Genomic DNA, 20,352 nt, shown 5'->3' with positions numbered 1-20,352 from the left:
TCAAGGATTTCACGCCGTCGTGGCACTAAAATATAACGTAGATTATTTTATCATAACCAGCAACTTTTTGCAACACTTACTTGCCAATTCTGTTAAAAAAATTTTTATTAACATCAAACTTCAATAGTAACATATTTTTTAAATAATAAGATTGAATAGCTCGATCAATCCTTTTAAGGGAGAATCTATTAAAAGAATTTAAAATTTTTAAACCTTGATAAAACTTTAAAACTCTATTATTCCTTTTAGGAGTAAGTAACAAATCAGAGATAAAAAGTCTATTGATTAGAATACTATTTCCCGTCCTATATCTGGTTATGAGACCAAAGTGTGCCAATTGGTTTCTCAACTCACGTAGTATTTCACAAGCGTTAATAAATTTCTCCCGACTCCCACTAATAGAGGAATCAAATCCCATCTCACTCATAATTTTATTTTGTATAGCAATGTCTAATCCTTGAAATAAAACCAGCAAGTCATTTAACATTAGTGTATCAATAATAACCCAAAGCGGAGGATTTTTATAGCTAGAAATATATGGATATTTTATTTTACAGAAGTCAGAATAAGATAATTCAAAAAATCTTCCCTCTATGTTATTAATTTGAATTGTCACATTCGTAGAACCACTTAATGAAGAAATATTACTAGGAGTATTAGAAGCTTTTACTGAAAATTTCCCTCGGTATTGATTTTTTTTAAGATCATCAACTATTCCATCAAAATCACCTTCTAGGTTGTAATATACATCTCGGTTACGAGTATGAAAGGTACTAATATTACCTGTAAATGTTACATCTTTAATCTTAGCTGAAATAGTATGCACTCTAAAAAAAGAATGCGTTTTTTTATTATCCCCATGAGTATAAAAATATTCTGTAAAAGAGTTTCGATTGTGCGCTGTCGGTAGCACATAACAATTGATATCTAAATACTTCAAGTTAGAAGCAATACCACCATTGCAATGTGCTTTTGAAAATTCGTATGCAATTCTCGACTTTAGTTCAACCTCAATTTTTTCGATTTCTTGAAACAAGTACTTAGCTATATTTCTATCCAATGTGTATATTCTCTCAAAATCTTTGAAAGAGACTCTTTTCATATATTTTTTAGGATTAGAGGTCTCCAAAAAAATAGTTTCAAAACCATTTATAGAATTAAAATAATTTTTCTGCTGAATAAAACTAACCATCCCTGGCTCATCAGTAATCTTCAAATTCCTGTCACGTTGAATCAAAATCTGCTCTTCAATAGTCTTAAACTCTTTTTCTCTAGTCATATTTTATTATCCATCTGCAATATCTTTGATTATATCATATTTTTGAAAATATAACTATCAAATATAAAAGCCTTAATAGTTATTTTTCTTGTTTACTTTCAAAGTCATTCAACAATTTCAGTATACCACAAAAACGCAAAATAGGCTGTAACGAAAATGATTTCCCGCTGTTATTACAGCCTTTCTTTTTCTGTAACTGTACCTCAGTTCCCTCTGTGAAGGGTACTCTAATTTTCCCATCCTCTTAAATGCTGATGTGGTCTAGAAGTTGATTCATCATAACTCCTTCAAATTTATCTAAATCTATTATCTGATATATCTGCTTAGTATAGTCCTTATGAAGAAGATTTGTTGCTTGCTCTAGCAAAATAAAAATTACTTGATACCTCTCATCATAGATTTTATAAATTCCAAATAATCGTAATCCACCTGCTTGTCGTCACGATGCAAACCGATATATATTATCAGCTACTGTTCCTTTTTTAAACGTTGGATAGAATTTGTTTATGTAGTAGGTGAAAGTTTTGACATCAATGCTACAGCCCCGTTATAATGCATCTTTGGGACTCAAAAGGTTTGGGAAGTTCAAAGCTCCAGTGGAGCTTTGAAGCCTTCGCTTTGAAATGAAAAAGCGAGAGATTTAGCTACGTTTCACTAACAAACTCACACACTCGACGTGGTGCGTTTGTGGGACTCAAAAGGTTTGGGGAACCTTTTGAGGATTAACTACGTTTCTCTAACAAGCTTACACACTCCACATGGTGCGTTTGAGGAAAAAGATCAACCGGCTGGACTTTCTTCAACTCGTATCCCAATTCTTGGTAGAGTTTGATATCACGCGCCATGGTGGCGACATTACATGAGATATAGGCGATGCGGTCTGCTCCTGTTTGGCTACTTGCCTTGATAAAGCTTTCGGTTAAGCCCTTGCGTGGAGGATCAACCAAGATAACGGTTGGTTGAATTCCTTCCTTGAGCCAGTTCTTCATGGCATTTTCAGCTGTATCACAGACATAGTTGGCATTTGAAATATTGTTCAGTTGAGCATTCTTCTTGCTATTCTCAACCGCTTCTGGAATCACTTCAACACCATAAACTTCTTTGACATGTTTCGCAACAGAGAGGCCAATCGTCCCGATACCAGAATAGGCATCAATGACCACATCATCTGATTTTAATGCTGCAAAGTCAATAGATGTTTGATAAAGTTTTTCAGCCATTTCAGTATTGACTTGGTAAAAAGCGGGTCCAGCGATTTGGTAGTCATTTCCCAACATCTGGTCAGTGATAAAGTCTTGTCCATAAAGTGTGCGCCATTCCTTACCAAAAATCGCATTAGTGTTCTGGTCGTTAATGTTTTGCATGACAGACACAATCTCCGGGAACTGCTTGATTAGTTGTTCAATCAATTGCTCAACACGAAAAATTTTGGGACGAGTTGTTACCAAAATAACCATAATTTGACCTGAATAGTGTCCGCGACGCACCACAAGATTCCGAATCAAGCCAGCTTGTTCCTTTTCATCATAAGGTTTCAAATCATAACGACGGAGCAAGTCGCGTAGGCCTACTACTACCTCGTCAATTACGGAATCTTGGATAAAGAAATCTTCTAGAGGCATGAGGTCGTGGGAATTCTTACGGAAAAATCCAGTTTCCAAGACACCATTCACTCGACGAACAGGGACCTGTGCCTTGTTGCGATACTTGACTGGGTTTTCCATACCCAAAGTTTCAGCAACCTCTACATCAGCAATTCCAGCAATCTTGTAAAGACTGTCCTTGACTTGCTTGGTTTTAAACTTGAGCTGTTCTGGATAGGCAAAATGACCTAAATCAGCGATTCCTGAACGCAGGTAAGCCAAATCTAGATCTTGATTACGGTGTGGCGACTGGACTAGATATTCTTCAACTTTCCCAAAACCAACCTTTTTATTGATCTTGAGGACACGCATGAGGATTTTTTCACTTGGTAAAGCATTCTCTACAAAAAAGACCAAACCATCCACCTTGGCAACTCCTGCGCCTTCATGGGTCAAGTCAACAATTTCAACTTCTACAATATCATTTTTCTTTAACATTCTCTTCTCTTTCTATTGGCCGACAAAAAAGACGGCAACGTTACGGTTACCATCTATTATACCATGAAATTTGTAATCAGATTCTCTTTATCTATGCTAGTTCATTTCTTTAAAGGCTGCTTCTGCATCCGCGTTGCTGATAACACCAAATTGTATCTTTCCAATCTTTCCTTGACTGTCAATCAGGTATTCTGTAGGAATGCTTCGGATTTGATAAGCTTGGAAGGTGGTTGCTTTTGTGTCATAAAGAACTGGGATATCCTTATAACCTTGATCTTGGAACCATTGTGGGAATTGCTCAACAGTTTTTTCACCTTGAATTCCTGGCGCAATGACACTAAGAATTTCAAAATCGCGATCTGGTTTCGCCGCTAGTTCCATCAACTCAGGCATACTTTTCTTACATGGACCACACCAGGAAGCCCAAAACTTCAAATAGACTTTTTTACCCTTATAATCCGATAACTTAACTTCTTTACCATCCATGGATTGCAAGGTGAAGTCTGGAGCATCTTTTCCAACAGCAATTTGTTGTACAGTCGTTTGTTGTTTTGGCTGTTGTGCTGCTTGAGTCTTTTTAGTTTCTTCCTCACCACAGGCCATCAATACAACTAATGACAAGAGGCTTAAGCCAGTAAATATTACTTTTTTCATTTGTTCTCCTTTATTCAAAAATTCCAGCTAGAACATTTACTTGTCCTAATAGTAACAAAATTCCCATTAAAATAATGAGGAAACCACCAATTTTCTTCAGTAGCATCATATGACGTTTAATTTTACTAAAATAAGGCATTACTACACCTGAAGCTAGAGCCAAGACCAAGAAAGGAATGGCCATCCCTAAAGTGTAAATCAAGGTATAGATAGCACCTTGCCAAGCGCCATTGCCCCCAGAAGCCGCAAGCGCTAAAACAGAACTCAAAACTGGACCAATACAAGGCGTCCAACCAAAGCTAAAGGTAATACCGAGTAAAAAGGCCGACCAATAACGATTGGCTTCTGATTTCTTAAAAGTAAAGCTTTTTTGAACCTCTAATTTCTTAAAATGAAAAATTTCCATCTGGTGAAGGCCCAAAATAATGATAATCGTACCCATGGTATAGCGAAACCAATTGGCATAGAGAATATTACCAAAGTAACCAGCACCAAATCCTAGAATAAAGAAAATGAGTGAAATACCTGCGATAAAGCAAAGCGTTCGAATCAAACCTGACCAAGCAACTTTTCTCCCAAACAAGGAAAAACTTTTTGCACTTTCCTGATCATCCAGCAAAATTCCAGCATAAACTGGCAGAAGAGGAAAAATACAGGGAGAAAAGAAGGACAGGACACCTGCTAAAAAAACGGAGATTGAAAATATTAGCGTTTCCAATAAAGAACCAACTTTCTTAAGAATTTAAAACTATTGTACTATAAATATTAAAATTTGTATCAAGTTTGCTACGGTTAACTGTTTTTGTCATTATATTATATGAAACAAACCCTGTAATAGTAACACTATGTTTTCTAAAACATTGTTAGAAATTGATTTGAATTTCTCAATCAAGTTGTTCGGTTTTTTCATTTCACTATAGATAAAAGAAAAAGATTGAAGAAATTTGTCCAAGCCGACTTTTTCTTCAATCTACTTTTACTTATTTTAATAAGTTCCTTCTTCACCTTGACTAGTCAAGATAACAGGACCATCTTTCGTAATCACGAATTGGTGTTCATACTGACATGACAATCCACCGTCAATGGTCTTATGGGCCCAACCAGTTTTCATATCTGTATCGATTTCCCAGTCACCTGTATTGATCATTGGTTCAATGGTTAAGACCATTCCTTCACGAAGACGAAGTCCACGACCAGCAATACCATAGTTAGGAACCATTGGTTCTTCGTGCATGGTTGGGCCAACACCATGACCAACCAAATCACGCACTACACCGTAACCACGGCTTTCAGCGTATTCTTGAATAGCCGCACCGATATCACCGATACGATTTCCAACAACAGCTTGTTCAATCCCCTTGTACATAGCTTCTTTAGTTACATCCATCAGATTTTTCACTTCTTCGGACGGTGTACCTACAGCATAAGCCCAACATGAATCTGCAAGACCACCAGAATAGCTCTGAGTGTATTTCTTCATTTGCTCCACATTGTTGAAGTTTAATTTTGAGACATTCAGATCAGATTTAGCAATAGGACCTCCCAAAACCATATCAACTTTGAGCAAATCACCATCTTTCAAAATATAGTGACGAGGGAAGGCATGAGCCACTTCATCATTAAGAGAGCAGCAGGTAGCATAAGGATAGTCCATCATTGCACCGTCAACCCCAATCTGAAGCGGAAGGAAATTTTCTTCCTTACAACGACGGCGGACGTATTCTTCAACTTCCCACATATCTACGCCTGGCTTAATCAAATCACGTAAGCCGATATGAATACTTGCTAAAAAATCACCGGCCTTATCCATAGCTTCAATTTCACGAGCTGATTTTAATGTTATCATTTTTTCTCCTAGTTTCTAATTAATTTTAACAGTCACATTTGCTTTTGAAACAATCTGATGACCATGATAAATATCGTAATCAATAATAGCTGATCGTCTAGTATGATGGATGATGCGTGCTTGAATGCGCAGTATATCATCTATCTGAACAGCCTGCAAAAAGTAGATCAGCATTTGTTCGATGATGAGATTGCGACCACTATTCACAACTAAATCTTGGGTCATATGAGTCAGTATCTCTGCCAATACACCATTAGCCAAAACTCCGTTTTTCTCAAGCATAAAGGGTTCCACTGTAATGACGACTTCATCATGGTGATAAGAAAGTTTTTGACCAATCTGCTCAGAAAAAGTAGGTAGAGCCGAAACTTGGGAACGGCTCATTTTCTCCATGACATCTCGTCGTGTCACAACTCCAAGCAAGGTTTGATTATTCCGAACAACCGGTACCATTTCAAAGTCTTCAGCAATCATCCGTTGACTCACATTGGCAATATTTGTCGATAATCCAACTAAAAATAGACTACGAGACATGACCTTATCAATTGTGGTACTTGGTGACTTATCACCCGCATCTCTCATAGTAACAACCCCAACAACGACCTGATGTTGATTGATAACAGGGAAACGACTGCTACGATTCTTACGTACCAAGTCCAAATAATCTTTAACAGTGTCGGTCTCTCTCAGAAAACCATATTCATGACTTGGACGATAAAGCTTCTCAACTGTCAAAATATCAGTCTTGATTTGGACATTTGACAAGGCTTTATTGATCATGGTCGCGACGGTGAATGTGTCATGTTTGCTTCTCAGAACCGGAATCCCTTTTTGATTGGCCAGTTTAAGTACATCATCATGAACCTGAAATCCCCCTGTAACCAGAACTGCATTTTCATTTTCCAAGGCTAGCAACTGAATACGGGTTCGGTCTCCGACAATCAAGAGCCCCCCATCGTGAAGGTAAGACAAGATATTTTGTTCAGTCATGGCACCAATTGAAAACTTACTAAATTCTCTCTCTAAACCTTCTTTCCCAGCCAAAACCTCAGAAGAAGTCACTTCTGCAATTTCAGCAAAAGTTAATCTTTCAATAGCAACTTTCTGGGATTTGACGCGGATTGTTCCACTTCTAGGACGGGTCTCCACAATTCCACGGTTTTCAGCTTCCTTGATAGCGCGATAGGCCGTTCCATCACTGACTCCCAGATGGTTGGAAATACTACGAACACTGACCCTTTTACCTACTGGTAATTCCTCCAAATAGCTTAGAATTTCCTGATGCTTACTCATTGAATTCTCCTTTTACATACCGAAATTCAAGATAATCCCGCATTTTTCTTGTGTAGCGATCACTTCCCTTAAACTGACGGAACAAACTAAATCCAGACTTAAGAGCAACTCTTTGGCTAGCTTCATTTTCAAGGTGGGTAATGATAGATAATTGTTTTAAGCCAAATTCCTCAAAAGAAAGCTGACAAATTTTTCTAACAACCTCTGTCATAAATCCTTGCGACCAAGCATCTTTTCTCAAAAAATAGCCAAGCTCAGCTTCTTTTTTGATTTCATCTAACTTCTCAAATTTAATAGAACCAATCATTTGTTGATTTTTCTGGTCACAAATAGCCCACACTCCCAAAGGGGACTTCATAAAGTAATTGGCCAGTGCATATTGACTTTCTTCTAGACTTGCCTGAGTTGGGAAAATAAATTGTAAATTTTCAGGATTTGAGGATATCTCATGGAAGTCTTGACTATCACTAAAAAAGAAAGGACGCAAATACAAGCGATCCGTTTCAAAAAAAGAAAACATTGCTAATTTGGTCCAAATATTCATAAACACCTCTACGGTTTAATCCTCAACAAGTGTAATATCCGCTCCTAGATTACGTAATTTTTCAATAATATCAGAATAACCACGTAAGATAAACTCGATATTGGTAATTTCAGTTTTACCTTCAGCCATAAGCCCAGCAATGACTAGTGCAGCCCCAGCTCGTAGGTCAGTCGCTTTAACACTGGCCCCACGCAAATCACGTCCACCTGTGTACAAAATATGACCATTTGTTGTCGAAATGTCCGCATCCATCTTTGCTAGTTCAAAAACATGATTTACACGTTTTTCGTAAATCGTATCGACAATTGTACCACGACCATTCGTTCTTAATAAAAGAGGGGTAATCGGTTGTTGCAAATCAGTTGCAAAGCCTGGGTAAGGAGCTGTCTTAATATTGATTGCTTTCAAATTAGACTGCTCTTCGACAAAAATGCTGTCTTCAGATACAGTCATTCTCACTCCCATTTCTTCCAGCTTAGCAATAAATCCTTCTAGGTGTTCGTAAAGAACATTATTTATACGAATCCCCTTGCCAACTGCAGCAGCTAAAGAAATATATGTTCCAGCTTCGATACGGTCTGGAATCACCTGATGACGGGTTCCATGCAATCTTTCAACACCATCAATAATGATGATATTAGTTCCTGCACCGCGGATATGGGCTCCCATATTATTCAAGAGGGTAGCTACATCAATAATTTCAGGTTCACGGGCTGCATTTTCAATAATGGTACGACCATTCGCTTTAACCGCAGCAATCATCGTATTGATCGTTGCCCCTACACTAACCGTGTCCATGTAAATACTTGCACCATGAAGTCCTGTATCTTTAGCAGATAACTTCATGTTATCTCCCTCGTAGCTAACAGTGGCACCCATAGCTTCAAAAGCCTTAAGGTGTAGGTCAATCGGACGAGGACCAAGATCACATCCTCCCGGTAAACCAACTGTCGCTTCACCAAAACGGCCTAAGAGGCTCCCATAAAAATAGTAAGATGCACGAAGACTGTTAATTTTACCATAAGGCATTGGAATATTTTGAACACCTCTTGGATCAATCTCCAAGACATCGTCATAACGCTTAACAGTAGCTCCCATCAATTCCATGATTTCGACAAGACTGGCTACATCCGAAATATCTGGAACACAATCCAAAGTCACCACATCATCAGCCAATATGATAGCTGGAATTAAGGCCACAACGCTATTTTTAGCACCACTAATAGTGATTTCACCTTGTAGTGGTAATCCACCATTGATAACAATTTTTCTCATTCTAAGTTTTTAATACTCTTTCAAGATTTCTAATAAGGTCTTTAAAATAAATTATATCATAAATGCAACCTTTTTTCCATCCTTTTCACTTTTATTGGAGATAGTAAGTAATAAATAGGATTAAGTTGAAAGGGTGAGTCCATATTTTATGAAACATCTTTTGATACTAAAAAATCCTAAATTAAGAATTATAAAATACCCCAAAAATTAGATTTTCTCTATCTAACTTTTGGGGTATCGTTCAACTATAGAAATAATAGTCTTTTTGGGGGTTAATACTATGCAGAAATCAAAAACAACTCATGTCTGTGTCACCTTACAGATAATTTACTACTGACCTTCTCATCTCTATATTCAATTGCAAATAGTCGTATTTAGTTGACTCAGAACAAACTTCCGAGTTTTTTTATTAAGCATTGGAAGTGAGTTCTTTTTGATTCTCGTTCAGCAGGTTTTAAGACTTGTCCTATCCAGATAATATCTTGTCTGCAACCCACAATGACTAACAAATAGCTTTTCTTTACTCTACTACCGCTTCAGCAATTTCTTCACAGCTAATGCCAGCAAAGTAGCGTGTAATATCAATGGTTTCTAGCGCTTTGAGGACATCTTTGCGTTCGTATTTCACCCCACGAAGGATATCTTCTACAGCCGCAACGTCTTCGATACCAAAGAAATCCCCATAAATTTTGATGTCTTGGATTTTTGATTCGACGACATTAGCAAAGACTTCCACCTTACCACTAGTGAATTTTGTTCCACGACGGACGTTAAATTCAGGTGATTTACCATAGTTCCAGTCCCAAGTTCCAAACTTGGTATCCTTGATACGATTGATTTCAGCCAATTCTTCTTCAGAAAAAACGTATTCTGTCATCTCTGGATACTCTTTTTTCATGTATTCCAAGAGTAAATCACGGAATTCTTCAACCGTGATTTTTTCTGGCAATTCATTGACAATATTGGTGACACGAGCACGGACGGATTTGACACCTTTTGACTCAAATTTATCCTTTGAAACCTTGAGGGCATTAGCAAGGACTGATAAATCAACGTCAAAGAGCAAGCAACCGTGGTGCATGATACGACCGTTGATATAGGCTTGAGCATTGCCACAGAATTTCTTTCCATCAATCTCAAGGTCATTACGGCCTGTGAACTCAGCTTTAACCCCAAGTTGAGCCAGGGTATTGATAACTGGAGTTGAGAAGCTCTTGAAGTCAAAAGCCTTGTTTTCATCTTCTTTTGAAATGATCGTGTAGTTGAGGTTATTTAAATCGTGGTAAACAGCTCCACCACCACTGATACGGCGGACCACCTCAATACCATTTTCTCGAACATAATCACGGTTGATTTCTTCGATGGTATTCTGGTGACGACCAACAATGATAGAAGGCTTGTTAATCCAAAGTAGGAAGATTTGATCCTCATCCAAAAGGTGTTTAAAGGCATATTCTTCCAAGGCGATATTAAAAGCGGTGTCGTTTGAATGATTGATAATGTATTTCATGAGATACCTTCTTATACGATAGAGACTGGAAATAACCTTCCAGTCTAATCTATCTTTCTTTTATTTTTTCTTAGGTGAATGGATAGCCATTCCTAGAACATCCGCAAATGCTTCGTACATCACTTCAGAGTAGGTTGGGTGTCCGTGGATAGTCTTCAGCATTTCTTCAACAGTGATTTCCATTTCGATAATGCTTGACGCTTCGTTGATCAATTCTGCAGCTGCAGGACCGATGATATGGACACCAAGGATTTCTCCGTATTTCTTATCTGCAATGACTTTTACGAAACCTTGAGCAGCATCCGATGCAATAGCACGACCGTTAGCAGCAAAGTTGAACTTACCAATGGCAACATCGTATTTCTCACGGGCTTGTTCTTCTGTCAAACCTACTGCTGCTACTTCAGGAAGAGTGTAGATAGCTGCTGGAGTCAAATTCAATTTGGCAACAGCATGATTTCCTTTAAGAGCATTTTCTGCGGCAACTTCACCCATACGGAAAGCTGCGTGAGCCAACATCTTCGTACCGTTGATGTCACCTGGTGCGTAAATACCTGGAACAGAAGTTTCCATGTATTCGTTGACCTTGATGCGTCCACGATCCAATTCAAACTCAACTTCGCCAATACCTTCAAGGTCTGGCACACGACCGATTGAAAGAAGAGCTTTGCTTGCGATGATATCGTCTTTTCCTTCAACCTTGATACGAAGTTGACCATTTTCCTCGATGATTTCTTGAAGTTTAGTACCAGTCAAGATGGTCATACCTTTACGCTCAAGAATCAAGCGAAGGTTCTTAGAAACTTCAGCGTCCATAGCTGGGACGATACGGTCCATCATTTCGATAACAGTTACTTTTGAGCCAAATGTCATGAAGGCCTGACCGAGTTCTATACCGACAACTCCACCACCGATGATAACAAGGCTTTCTGGCACTTCATTCATTTCAAGAATATCGTCACTGGTCATCACAAGTGGAGATTCCATACCAGGGACGTTGATCTTGCTGACTTTTGAACCACCGGCAAGGATGATTTTCTTGGTTTCAAGCAATTCAGAACCATTTACCAAGACATTCTTGTCTTTAGTAATGGTACCAATACCCTTATGTACTGCTACACCATAACTACGAAGAAGACCTGCAACACCACCGACAAGGGTATTGACAACCTTAGACTTAGTTTCAAGGAGTTTGTCCATATCTACAGTGAAGTTTGGATTTTCGATTACGATACCACGGTTTGCAGCATGACCGATGTTTTCGATGATTTCAGCGTTGTGAAGATAGGTCTTGGTTGGAATACAACCACGGTTCAAGCAGGTTCCACCAAGTTCAGATTTCTCAACAAGGGCAACCTTACCACCGAGTTGGGCAGCTTTAATGGCTGCAACATAACCAGCAGGACCTCCACCAATCACAACGATATCAAAAGCATCATCGCTCTTACCATCATCGTTTGAGGCACTTGCTGCAGGTGCAGGGCTAGCTTCTGGCGCTGCTGCTCCAGCTGTTGGGATATTTTCCCCTTCTTCACCAAGGTAACCGATAACTTCCGTTACAGGGACAGTTTCACCATCTCCTTTGAGGATAGCGATCAAGTAACCGTCTTCTTCTGCTTCCAATTCCATGCTGACTTTATCAGTCATGATTTCCAAAAGGATTTCTCCTTCTTTTACAAATTCTCCGACTTTTTTATTCCATTGGACGATTTGTCCTTCTGTCATATCCACGCCGGCTTTTGGCATAATTACTTCTAAGGCCATGTCTTCCTTCCTTTATCTATATCTTAAAAATGAATACTCTTGTTCTTAAATCAACATTGAGATTGGATTTTCAATCAATTCTTTCAAGTCTTTCATGAACTTAGCACCAGCCATACCATCTACGACACGGTGGTCAATTGTTAAACCAAGACTCATGATTGGGCGAATCACAATTTCACCATTGACGACAACTGGCTTCTCGATTGTCGAACTGACACCAAGGATAGCTGAGTTTGGTTGGTTGATGATCGGACCAAAGGACTGAACACCAAACATTCCCAAGTTACTGATAGTAAATGTTGAATTTTGCAGTTCGCTTGGAGCTAATTTACCATCCAAGGTACGACCAATCACATCTTTAAAGGCTACAACCAACTCTGAAAGAGTCATCTTCTCAGCATTGTAAACAACAGGCGTCATCAATCCATTATCCATCCCAACTGCCATCGCAAGATTGACGTAGTTGTGTGTGATAATGGTCTTGCCATCTTCTGTTAATGAAGCGTTAATATAAGGATGCTTCATCAAGGTTTTCACAACAGCAAGTGAAAGAAGGTCTGTTACAGTAGTCTTCTTCCCAGTTACTTCCATGATTGGCTCAAGAACCTTCTTACGAAGAGCCAACATTTCAGTCATATCAACTTCATAGTTGAGAGTAAAGGTTGGCGCAGTCAAGTAAGATTCAACCATGCGTTGGGCAATAACCTTACGCATTGGTGTCATTGGAATACGCTCGATTTCACCGTATGGTGTTACGTTATTAGGGACTTCTTCCACTTTTTCAATCTGAGCAGGAGACTTGATAGTGTCGTTTTCAATATTTTCAGGAAGCAAGGCCAAAACATCCTTCTTCATGATTTTACCACGATGACCAGTTCCTTGGATTTCCTGCCAAGCAATGTTATGTTCGAGGGCAATTCGTTTTGCAAGTGGCGAAATGCGAACCACGTTTGTGTCTTTATAAGTTTCCACGTCTTCTTTGTGGACACGACCGTTTGCACCTGAGCCAGAAACGTCGTAGAGGTTGATCCCTAAATCATCCGCTAACTTTCTAGCCGCAGGAGTCGCTCTTAGCTTGTCATCAGCCATGACCTCTCCAATTCTATACTAAGATATTAAGGACGCAGAGGACAATGAAAAAATAGGAGATTGACGATGTGTTCGATGAACACAAGAAAATCTATCTTTTTTTCGCAGACCTCCGTCCGAATTCAACTCTACAAGCAACTTGGATACAACACGTATCTCAAGTTGCTAAAGTTAAAAACAACCGTTATTTTACATAATTTATCTTATGTAGTCCTATTCTTTGTTATAAGTTTTTCGGATTGCATCTTTGATGCTTTCAACGGTTGGAATCATTGCATTTTCTAGGTTTTGTGCATAAGGCATCGGCACATCTTCTCCTGCGCAACGACGAATTGGTGCATCTAGATAGTCAAATGCTTCTGATTCTGAAATAATAGCTGAAATCTCTCCGATATAGCCGCTTGTTTTGTGGGCATCGTTGACCAGAACAACCTTACCAGTCTTCTTAACTGAGTTAATGATGATATCCTTATCAAGCGGAACAAGGGTACGTGGGTCAACAATTTCAACTGAAATTCCTTCTTCTGCTAATTCTTCAGCAGCTTGAACCACACGGCGAAGCATTTTTCCATAAGTAACAACTGTTACATCCGTACCTTCACGTTTGATTTCCCCAACTCCAAGTGGAATCGTGTAGTCTGGATCAACTGGCACTTCCCCTTTTTGGTTAAATTCTGACTTATACTCAAGAATGATAACAGGGTTGTTATCACGGATAGAAGACTTAAGCAATCCTTTCATATCCGCAGGTGTACCTGGTGCCACAACCTTAAGACCAGGAATGTGAGTAAACCAAGACTCTAGTGATTGCGAGTGCTGGGCGGCAGAACCAACTCCGTTACCAGCTGCACAACGGACAGTCATTGGAACCTGACCTTTACCACCAAACATGTAACGTGTTTTCGCAGCTTGGTTGACGATATTGTCCATGGCAATAACCGAGAAGTCCATGAAGGTCATATCAACGATTGGACGAAGTCCTGTCATGGCTGCTCCTGCTGCTGCTCCCGAGATGGCAGCTTCAGAAATTGGACAGTCACGAACACGTTCTGGACCAAATTCTTCAAGCATTCCAACAGAAGTTCCGAAGTCTCCTCCGAAGACACCAACGTCTTCTCCCATCAAGAACACATTTTCATCGCGACGCATTTCCTCAGACATAGCAAGGATAATGGTGTCACGGAAGGACATTGTTTTTGTTTCCATTTTATCTCTTTCTCCTTAGTCTGCGTAAATATCTTCAAATGCTGATTCAAGTGGTGGGAATGGACTTTCCTCTGCAAATTTAACAGAAGCTTCTACTGCTTCCTTTACTTGCGCTTGGATTTCTTCCAATTCTTCGGCACTTGCAATGTTATTTTCAACGAGATAGTTACGAAGGTTTTCGATTGGGTCTTTTTGTTTCCACAATTCAACTTCTTCACGTGTACGATATTTACCAGGGTCAGATGATGAGTGACCAAGCCAGCGGTAAGTTACACTTTCAATCAAGACTGGACCATTACCACTGCGAACATGATCTACAGCTTTCTTAAATCCTTCATAGACGTCGATGACATTGTTACCGTCTTCGATGAACATTCCAGGAATTCCATAAGCGGCGCTACGTTGATGGATATGTTCTACATTAGTCATTTTCTTGATATCCGCAGAGATACCGTAACCGTTGTTAATGCAATAGAAAATGACTGGCAGGTTCCAGATAGAAGCCATGTTCACTGCTTCGTGGAAAACACCTTCATTGGTCGCACCATCTCCAAAGAAGCAGACAACGATTTTACCGGTATTTTGCATTTGCTGACTGAGGGCTGCACCAACAGCGATTCCCATACCACCACCTACGATACCATTGGCACCAAGGTTACCAGCATCAAGGTCAGCAATATGCATAGAACCACCTTTTCCTTTACAGGTTCCAGTGTATTTACCAAGGATTTCAGCCATCATTCCGTTGAGGTCAATCCCTTTGGCAATAGCTTGCCCGTGACCACGGTGGTTGGATGTGATCAGATCATCTGGATTGAGAGCCAACATAGCACCCACGTTAGCGGCTTCTTCTCCAACAGAAAAGTGCGTCATTCCTGGCACTTTCCCTTTCTTTACTAATTGCGCAATTTTTAAGTCCATGCGACGGATTTCTTCCATCTTACGGAACATTTCTAGCAAAAGATTTTTATCTAAAGTTGACATCTTCTTGCCTTTCTAACTTTCTTCTTACCTTACTATTTTACCGTTTTTGGAAAATACTGTCAAAGTTTTTTCGAGAAAATTTCACAAAATAAAAAAGAAAACCCCATGAGAACAAGGGATTTTCTCGCTAATAATATTTTTTCACAAACTTTTTATCGTTTAAATTTTGCTAAAGATTCAAATCTCTTCATAATCACAGTTAAACGCCAACGATAGAGCGCCCCACTCACAATCAGACTAATAATCAAACCAATCCAATATGAATAAGCGCCAAAATCTGTTAGGGAATCAAATACCATAGCTACTGGGAGTGTCACCCCCCAGTAACCAACCAAACCAAGGTAAAAAGGAATAACGGTATCCTTATACCCCCGTAAAATTCCCTGAAGCGGTGCCGCAAAGGTATCTGCTAACTGGAAGAAGAGGCTGTAAGTCAAAAAACGTGCTGTCAAATCGATAAATTCTGGGTCGTTCCCATAAAGACTAGCCACATTTCCCCTAAAAATGTAAAGGAAAGATAAGGTGAAGGCCGCAAAAATAAGGGCTGTCCATCTTCCTAGACCAATATAGGTTTTCGCATCATCAAATCGCTTGGCTCCCACTTCATAAGACACGACTATCGCCATAGCCGATGAGATACTCATAGGAAAGGCGTACATGAGACTTGAAAAGTTCATGGCTGACTGGTGGCTAGCGATAATCAAGGACGAGAACTTAGCCATAATCAAGCCAACCACGGAAAAGATAGCTACTTCCGCAAAGACAGTTCCCCCAATAGGCAGACCTAAACGAACTCCTTCCTTGATTTTATCTATATTAAGTGGAATGCGTTTCTCAAGATGTAGGGCTTTGAGCTTCTCCTGCTTAAATAGAACTAGAATAGAAATTCCCAGCAAGACCCAGTAGGCCAAGGATGTTCCTAAACCAGCACCAGCACCTCCCAGTTCTGGAACACCAAAGGCCCCGTAAATCAAGAGATAGTTAAATCCACTATTGAGAGGAAGTAACAAAAGCATGAGGTACATGGACAGTTTGGTCAATCCCAGTGCATCCAGCAAGGAACGAATGACACTAAAGAGCAACAAGGGGATAATCCCGATAGATAAAAACCAGAGATAGCGAACCGCTATTGCTGCCACTGGTGATTCTAGTCCGATATGGTTCAAGACAGGAGGTGCCAGGAAAAGTACTAGTCCCAGCAAGACCACAGATAGACCCAAGGCCAGATAGATGAACTGGTAAAAATCAGACGCAACCTCTTCCTTTTTACCTCGACCAAGATGGTGACCAATGATAGGCACCAAGGCTGACACAATCCCTGTTAGGAATGTAAAGAAGGGGTTCCAGATACTGGTTGCCATAGACACACCAGCCAAGTCCATGGTGTTGTATTGACCAGTCATAGTCGTATCAACAAAGGAGGCAGAATAATTGGCAAATTGATAAATCAGAATAGGGAAAAATATCTTTAAAAATAAGATAAACTTGTCTTTAAAATGATGGGTTTGGTACATATAGACGCTCTATTCTTTTGGTTTACAGAGCAGACTCCCACCTAGTTTTGATAGACAATTTGTCCCTTACAGATGGTATATTTAACCTGCCCTTTTAAGGTTTCACCAATGAATGGTGAATTGGTTGCTTTCGAAGCAAAATGGGAGTCCACAAGTCGGTCAGCCTTAGCATCAAAAATAGTGATGTCCGCTGGACCATTCTCAGCTAAATAACCTGCTTCAAAGTTGTAAAGCTTGGCTGGGTTGTATGTCATCTTTTCAAGTAATTCCATCAAGCTTAACTCACCAGCTTCCACCAAATAAGTCAATCCAAGGGAAAGAGATGTTTCTAAGCCAGTCATGCCAGATGGTGCTTTGGTAATATCTTCGACATTTTTCTCATCCGCATGGTGAGGTGCGTGGTCAGTCGCGATAACTGTGATGATGCCTGATTTAAGGCCTTCGATAACGGCACGACGGTCTGATTCCAAACGAAGCGGCGGATTCATCTTAGCATTGCTACCTTGAGTCAAAAGGAGCGCTTCTGTCTTAGAAAAATGCTGTGGCGCTACTTCTGCTGTGACTTGCGCACCCAAACCTTGAGCAAACTCCACTACTTTAACACTTTCTTCCTTAGACAAATGCTGAATATGAACATGGGCTTTGGTTGCATAGGCAATCATGACATCACGCGCCATCATAGCATACTCAGCTACCCCAGTCGCACCACAGATATGGAAATGTTTTTTAGCAATATTTTCGTTAAATCCAAGAATCCCATTCAAACCTGGATCTTCCTCATGGAGACTAATAAAGGTATTAAGCTTTTTAGCTTCCTCCATGGCTTCCTTGACAACTTTACTGCTTTCAAGTGGAATGCCATCATCTGAAAAACCAACCGCTCCAGCTTCTAAGAGTGATTTAAAGTCAGTCAAATCTTGCCCATTAAAGTTTTTAGTAATGGTCGCAACCGTCTTAACATTAATCTTCTCTTTGGCAGCTGACTGGAGAACTTCTTGCAAAGTCTCTACGTCCGAAATGGTTGGACTAGTGTTAGCCATCATGACGACAGTTGTAAAACCACCTGCAGCGGCAGCTAGGGCACCAGTATGGATATCCTCCTTGTGGGTTTGACCAGGTTCACGGAAATGGACATGGATATCGACCAAACCAGGAGCAACTACAAGACCAGTAGCATCAAGTACCTCTGCTCCTTCTTCCTTGATCTCAGGCGCAATTTTGACAATTTTCCCATCTTGAACTAAGACATCACACACTTGATCCAAACCAGATCTGGGATCCATTACACGACCATTTTTGATTAGTAGCATCTGCTTTCTCCTTTATTCATAGAAATCAACTTGGGTATCCAACAATTTATCCCCATCATAAACAAACTTAGCTGAAAAGAAGGGTTTATCCTCTAAAAGCCACTCAACAAAGGTATGGTCACCTTCCCAAGTCGGCTTGCTCAAAACTTCGTCATAGGGAACCCATTCCAGCGTTCCCTCGTTGCAGTCAATCAAGTCGCCCTCAAACTCCGTCACCTTAAAAACATAGGTGTACCAGTCTAAATCTGGTGTAAATTCAGGAAAAGTGATGACACCTTTTAAAACTGGCTTGGCTTTGAGCCCTGTTTCCTCGAGGATTTCACGCGCCGCGCATTCCTGAGGTGTCTCTCCTCGCTCTAGCTTACCACCCACACCAATCCATTTCCCTTCATGAACATCATTAGGTTTCTTATTACGGTGGAGCATGAGCAGTTCCTTCCCGTTATCAATGTAGCAAATTGTCGCTAACTGAGGCATATTTTCTCCTTATCTAAGCCAATCGATTGGCTCTTGTCCTGTCTCTTTTAAGAATGCATTGGCCTTGGAAAAAGGCTTGGAACCCCAAAATCCTCTATAAACCGACAAAGGACTGGGATGGGCTGATTCGATAACCAAGTGATGAGGATTGGTAACTAAGGCCTTCTTCTTGCGTGCGTAGGCTCCCCAGAGTACAAAAACGACTGGTCTATCTAGATGATTGACCACCTGAATCACAGCATCAGTAAAAGGCTCCCATATCTGACCGGCATGACCATTGGCCTGTCCAGCAGGAACCGTCAAACAAGCATTAAGAAGCAAGACTCCTTGTTCAGCCCAAGCTGTCAAATCATGAGATTTCTTAACCCCGATATCATCTGACAATTCTTTCAATATATTTTGCAAGGATGGTGGAGCTGGGATAGAGTCCGGTACAGAAAAACTCAAGCCCTGCGCTTGACTTGGCCCGTGATAGGGGTCTTGCCCTAGAATAACCACCTTAACTTCTTCAAGCGGTGTTGTCAAGAGAGCCTGAAAAACCTTTTCCTTAGGTGGATAAATAGTCCCCTGAGCATAGACCTGCTCCATAAACTGATTGATTTTCCCAAAATAACCCTCAGGTAATTGCTCCTTAATCAAAGCATGCCAAGACGAGTGTTCCATAGCCAACTCCTTCATTTTTACTGCCTCTATTATAGCAAAAAGTGGCTATGGAAACCACTTTTTACAGTTTATCTAAGCAATCCAGCAAGTCTTGATAAGAATGGACTTCATAAGTCGGCTGGGCTTGTGTGTGATTTTTGAGGTGATGAGGATTGTACCAGATCGTGTCAATTCCAGCATTTTTGCCACCTTGAATGTCGGCTGTTAGGGAATCTCCAATCATCAGAGTATTTTCTTTACTAAATCCAGCAATCTGTTGACCGATTTTTTCATAAAAGAGGGCATCAGGCTTTTGTGTTTGTAGCTGTTCTGAGATAAAGACTTGATTGAAATAAGGTGCTAGACCCGATTGAGCCAAACGCCCCGTCTGAATGGCAGTAATGCCATTTGTCGCAGCATACAGCTCATAATCTCGCTCGATAAGGCTATCCAAAAGTTCATGAGCACCTGAAAAAGTTTGCCCCTGTTGGGCAAGGTAAAATTGGTAACGCTGGGCTAGAAAACTACCGTCTTTTTCCTGTCCAAAATGAGCAAATAAACGAGAAAAGCGCGTGTTAACCAGCTCTTGTTTACTGATTTTCTTTTGCTCCAAGTCCTTCCAGAGAGCCTTGTTCATAGGAACGTAATAGTCTTTATAAGCCTGAATATCTGTAACCCCTTCTTCTTTTAGAAGTTGCGTCAAAGCCACATCCTCAGCAGCATCAAAATCAAGCAAAGTGTGGTCAAGGTCGAAAAGTAGAAATTTGTAGGGCAATTTGAGGTTTTCCTTTCTAGGATAAACAACTTTCACTTCAGTCAGCTGTTTAATGTAAAAACTTAAAAGTGGTATAGTATCACAAAGAATAATCGTTCCAATTGATTAA

The 20,352-nt window shown here is 40.0% G+C and carries 19 protein-coding genes; 1 reads left to right on the top strand and 18 read right to left on the bottom strand.

Features of this window, described 5'->3' with window-relative positions; genetic code table 11:
- Positions 1-76: 76 nt before the first annotated feature.
- The 11 genes from QS39_RS07325 to QS39_RS07275 all read right to left on the bottom strand — a co-directional run bounded on the left by QS39_RS07325 (position 77) and on the right by QS39_RS07275 (position 13,335).
- A complete protein-coding gene (locus tag QS39_RS07325) occupies positions 77-1,279 on the bottom strand; it encodes an Abi family protein (protein WP_004261337.1) in 1,203 nt (400 codons plus the stop codon).
- 722 nt (positions 1,280-2,001) lie between these two features.
- Positions 2,002-3,360, bottom strand: a complete 1,359-nt coding sequence (gene rlmD, locus QS39_RS07320) for a 23S rRNA (uracil(1939)-C(5))-methyltransferase RlmD (protein ID WP_077805086.1) — start codon at positions 3,358-3,360, stop codon at positions 2,002-2,004.
- 96 nt (positions 3,361-3,456) lie between these two features.
- Positions 3,457-4,014 (bottom strand): thiol-disulfide oxidoreductase-associated lipoprotein SdbB, encoded by a 558-nt coding sequence (sdbB, locus tag QS39_RS07315; protein WP_077805085.1) that lies wholly within the window; start codon positions 4,012-4,014, stop codon positions 3,457-3,459.
- Between the two features lie 10 nt (positions 4,015-4,024).
- Positions 4,025-4,732 (bottom strand): thiol-disulfide oxidoreductase-associated membrane protein CcdA2, encoded by a 708-nt coding sequence (ccdA2, locus tag QS39_RS07310; protein ID WP_077805084.1) that lies wholly within the window; start codon positions 4,730-4,732, stop codon positions 4,025-4,027.
- Between the two features lie 267 nt (positions 4,733-4,999).
- Positions 5,000-5,860, bottom strand: a complete 861-nt coding sequence (locus QS39_RS07305) for a methionyl aminopeptidase (protein ID WP_000631543.1) — start codon at positions 5,858-5,860, stop codon at positions 5,000-5,002.
- Between the two features lie 15 nt (positions 5,861-5,875).
- On the bottom strand, positions 5,876-7,153 hold the full coding sequence (gene spxR, locus QS39_RS07300; RefSeq protein ID WP_077805083.1) for a CBS-HotDog domain-containing transcription factor SpxR: 1,278 nt from the start codon (positions 7,151-7,153) through the stop codon (positions 5,876-5,878).
- Positions 7,146-7,697, bottom strand: coding sequence for a GNAT family N-acetyltransferase (locus QS39_RS07295; RefSeq protein ID WP_077805082.1), 552 nt, complete (start codon positions 7,695-7,697; stop codon positions 7,146-7,148). Before QS39_RS07295 ends, spxR begins: the two co-directional genes overlap by 8 nt.
- A 15-nt stretch (positions 7,698-7,712) precedes the next feature.
- Positions 7,713-8,972, bottom strand: a complete 1,260-nt coding sequence (locus QS39_RS07290; RefSeq protein ID WP_001227092.1) for a UDP-N-acetylglucosamine 1-carboxyvinyltransferase — start codon at positions 8,970-8,972, stop codon at positions 7,713-7,715.
- Between the two features lie 520 nt (positions 8,973-9,492).
- A complete protein-coding gene (locus tag QS39_RS07285) occupies positions 9,493-10,482 on the bottom strand; it encodes a lipoate--protein ligase (protein ID WP_077805081.1) in 990 nt (329 codons plus the stop codon).
- Between the two features lie 60 nt (positions 10,483-10,542).
- Positions 10,543-12,246 (bottom strand): dihydrolipoyl dehydrogenase, encoded by a 1,704-nt coding sequence (lpdA, locus tag QS39_RS07280; protein ID WP_033677130.1) that lies wholly within the window; start codon positions 12,244-12,246, stop codon positions 10,543-10,545.
- Positions 12,247-12,291: 45 nt separating this feature from the next.
- Positions 12,292-13,335 (bottom strand): dihydrolipoamide acetyltransferase, encoded by a 1,044-nt coding sequence (locus QS39_RS07275; protein ID WP_077805080.1) that lies wholly within the window; start codon positions 13,333-13,335, stop codon positions 12,292-12,294.
- Between the two features lie 68 nt (positions 13,336-13,403).
- On the opposite strand from QS39_RS07275, the gene QS39_RS11365 reads away from it, so the two are divergent.
- On the top strand, positions 13,404-13,532 hold the full coding sequence (locus QS39_RS11365; protein WP_257617715.1) for a hypothetical protein: 129 nt from the start codon (positions 13,404-13,406) through the stop codon (positions 13,530-13,532).
- 16 nt (positions 13,533-13,548) lie between these two features.
- On the opposite strand, the gene QS39_RS07270 is transcribed toward QS39_RS11365, so the two are convergent.
- The 7 genes from QS39_RS07270 to pynA form a co-directional block, all read right to left on the bottom strand.
- Entirely contained in the window at positions 13,549-14,541 is a 993-nt protein-coding gene (locus QS39_RS07270; protein WP_000448714.1) for an alpha-ketoacid dehydrogenase subunit beta, read from the bottom strand.
- A 15-nt stretch (positions 14,542-14,556) separates the two neighbouring features.
- Entirely contained in the window at positions 14,557-15,525 is a 969-nt protein-coding gene (locus QS39_RS07265) for a thiamine pyrophosphate-dependent dehydrogenase E1 component subunit alpha (RefSeq protein WP_077805079.1), read from the bottom strand.
- Positions 15,526-15,677: 152 nt separating this feature from the next.
- Positions 15,678-17,039, bottom strand: a complete 1,362-nt coding sequence (locus QS39_RS07260) for an MATE family efflux transporter (protein ID WP_077805078.1) — start codon at positions 17,037-17,039, stop codon at positions 15,678-15,680.
- A gap of 41 nt (positions 17,040-17,080) precedes the next feature.
- Positions 17,081-18,349, bottom strand: coding sequence for a dihydroorotase (locus tag QS39_RS07255; protein WP_077805077.1), 1,269 nt, complete (start codon positions 18,347-18,349; stop codon positions 17,081-17,083).
- Between the two features lie 12 nt (positions 18,350-18,361).
- Positions 18,362-18,826: an NUDIX hydrolase gene (locus QS39_RS07250; protein WP_001135768.1), complete on the bottom strand. Its 465-nt coding sequence runs from the start codon at positions 18,824-18,826 to the stop codon at positions 18,362-18,364.
- A gap of 9 nt (positions 18,827-18,835) precedes the next feature.
- Positions 18,836-19,489 carry a uracil-DNA glycosylase gene (locus tag QS39_RS07245; RefSeq protein WP_077805544.1) on the bottom strand — a complete coding sequence of 218 codons (654 nt, stop codon included), beginning with the start codon at positions 19,487-19,489 and terminating at the stop codon, positions 18,836-18,838.
- A 61-nt stretch (positions 19,490-19,550) separates the two neighbouring features.
- Positions 19,551-20,243: a pyrimidine 5'-nucleotidase PynA gene (gene pynA / locus QS39_RS07240; protein ID WP_077805076.1), complete on the bottom strand. Its 693-nt coding sequence runs from the start codon at positions 20,241-20,243 to the stop codon at positions 19,551-19,553.
- Positions 20,244-20,352: the final 109 nt, after the last annotated feature.

The sequence above is a fragment of the Streptococcus mitis genome (assembly GCF_002005545.1).
Classification (GTDB): Bacteria; Bacillota; Bacilli; order Lactobacillales; family Streptococcaceae; genus Streptococcus; species Streptococcus mitis_I.
Note: the sequence above shows the minus strand (reverse complement) of the source record. Positions and strands in the feature narration are given on the sequence as shown.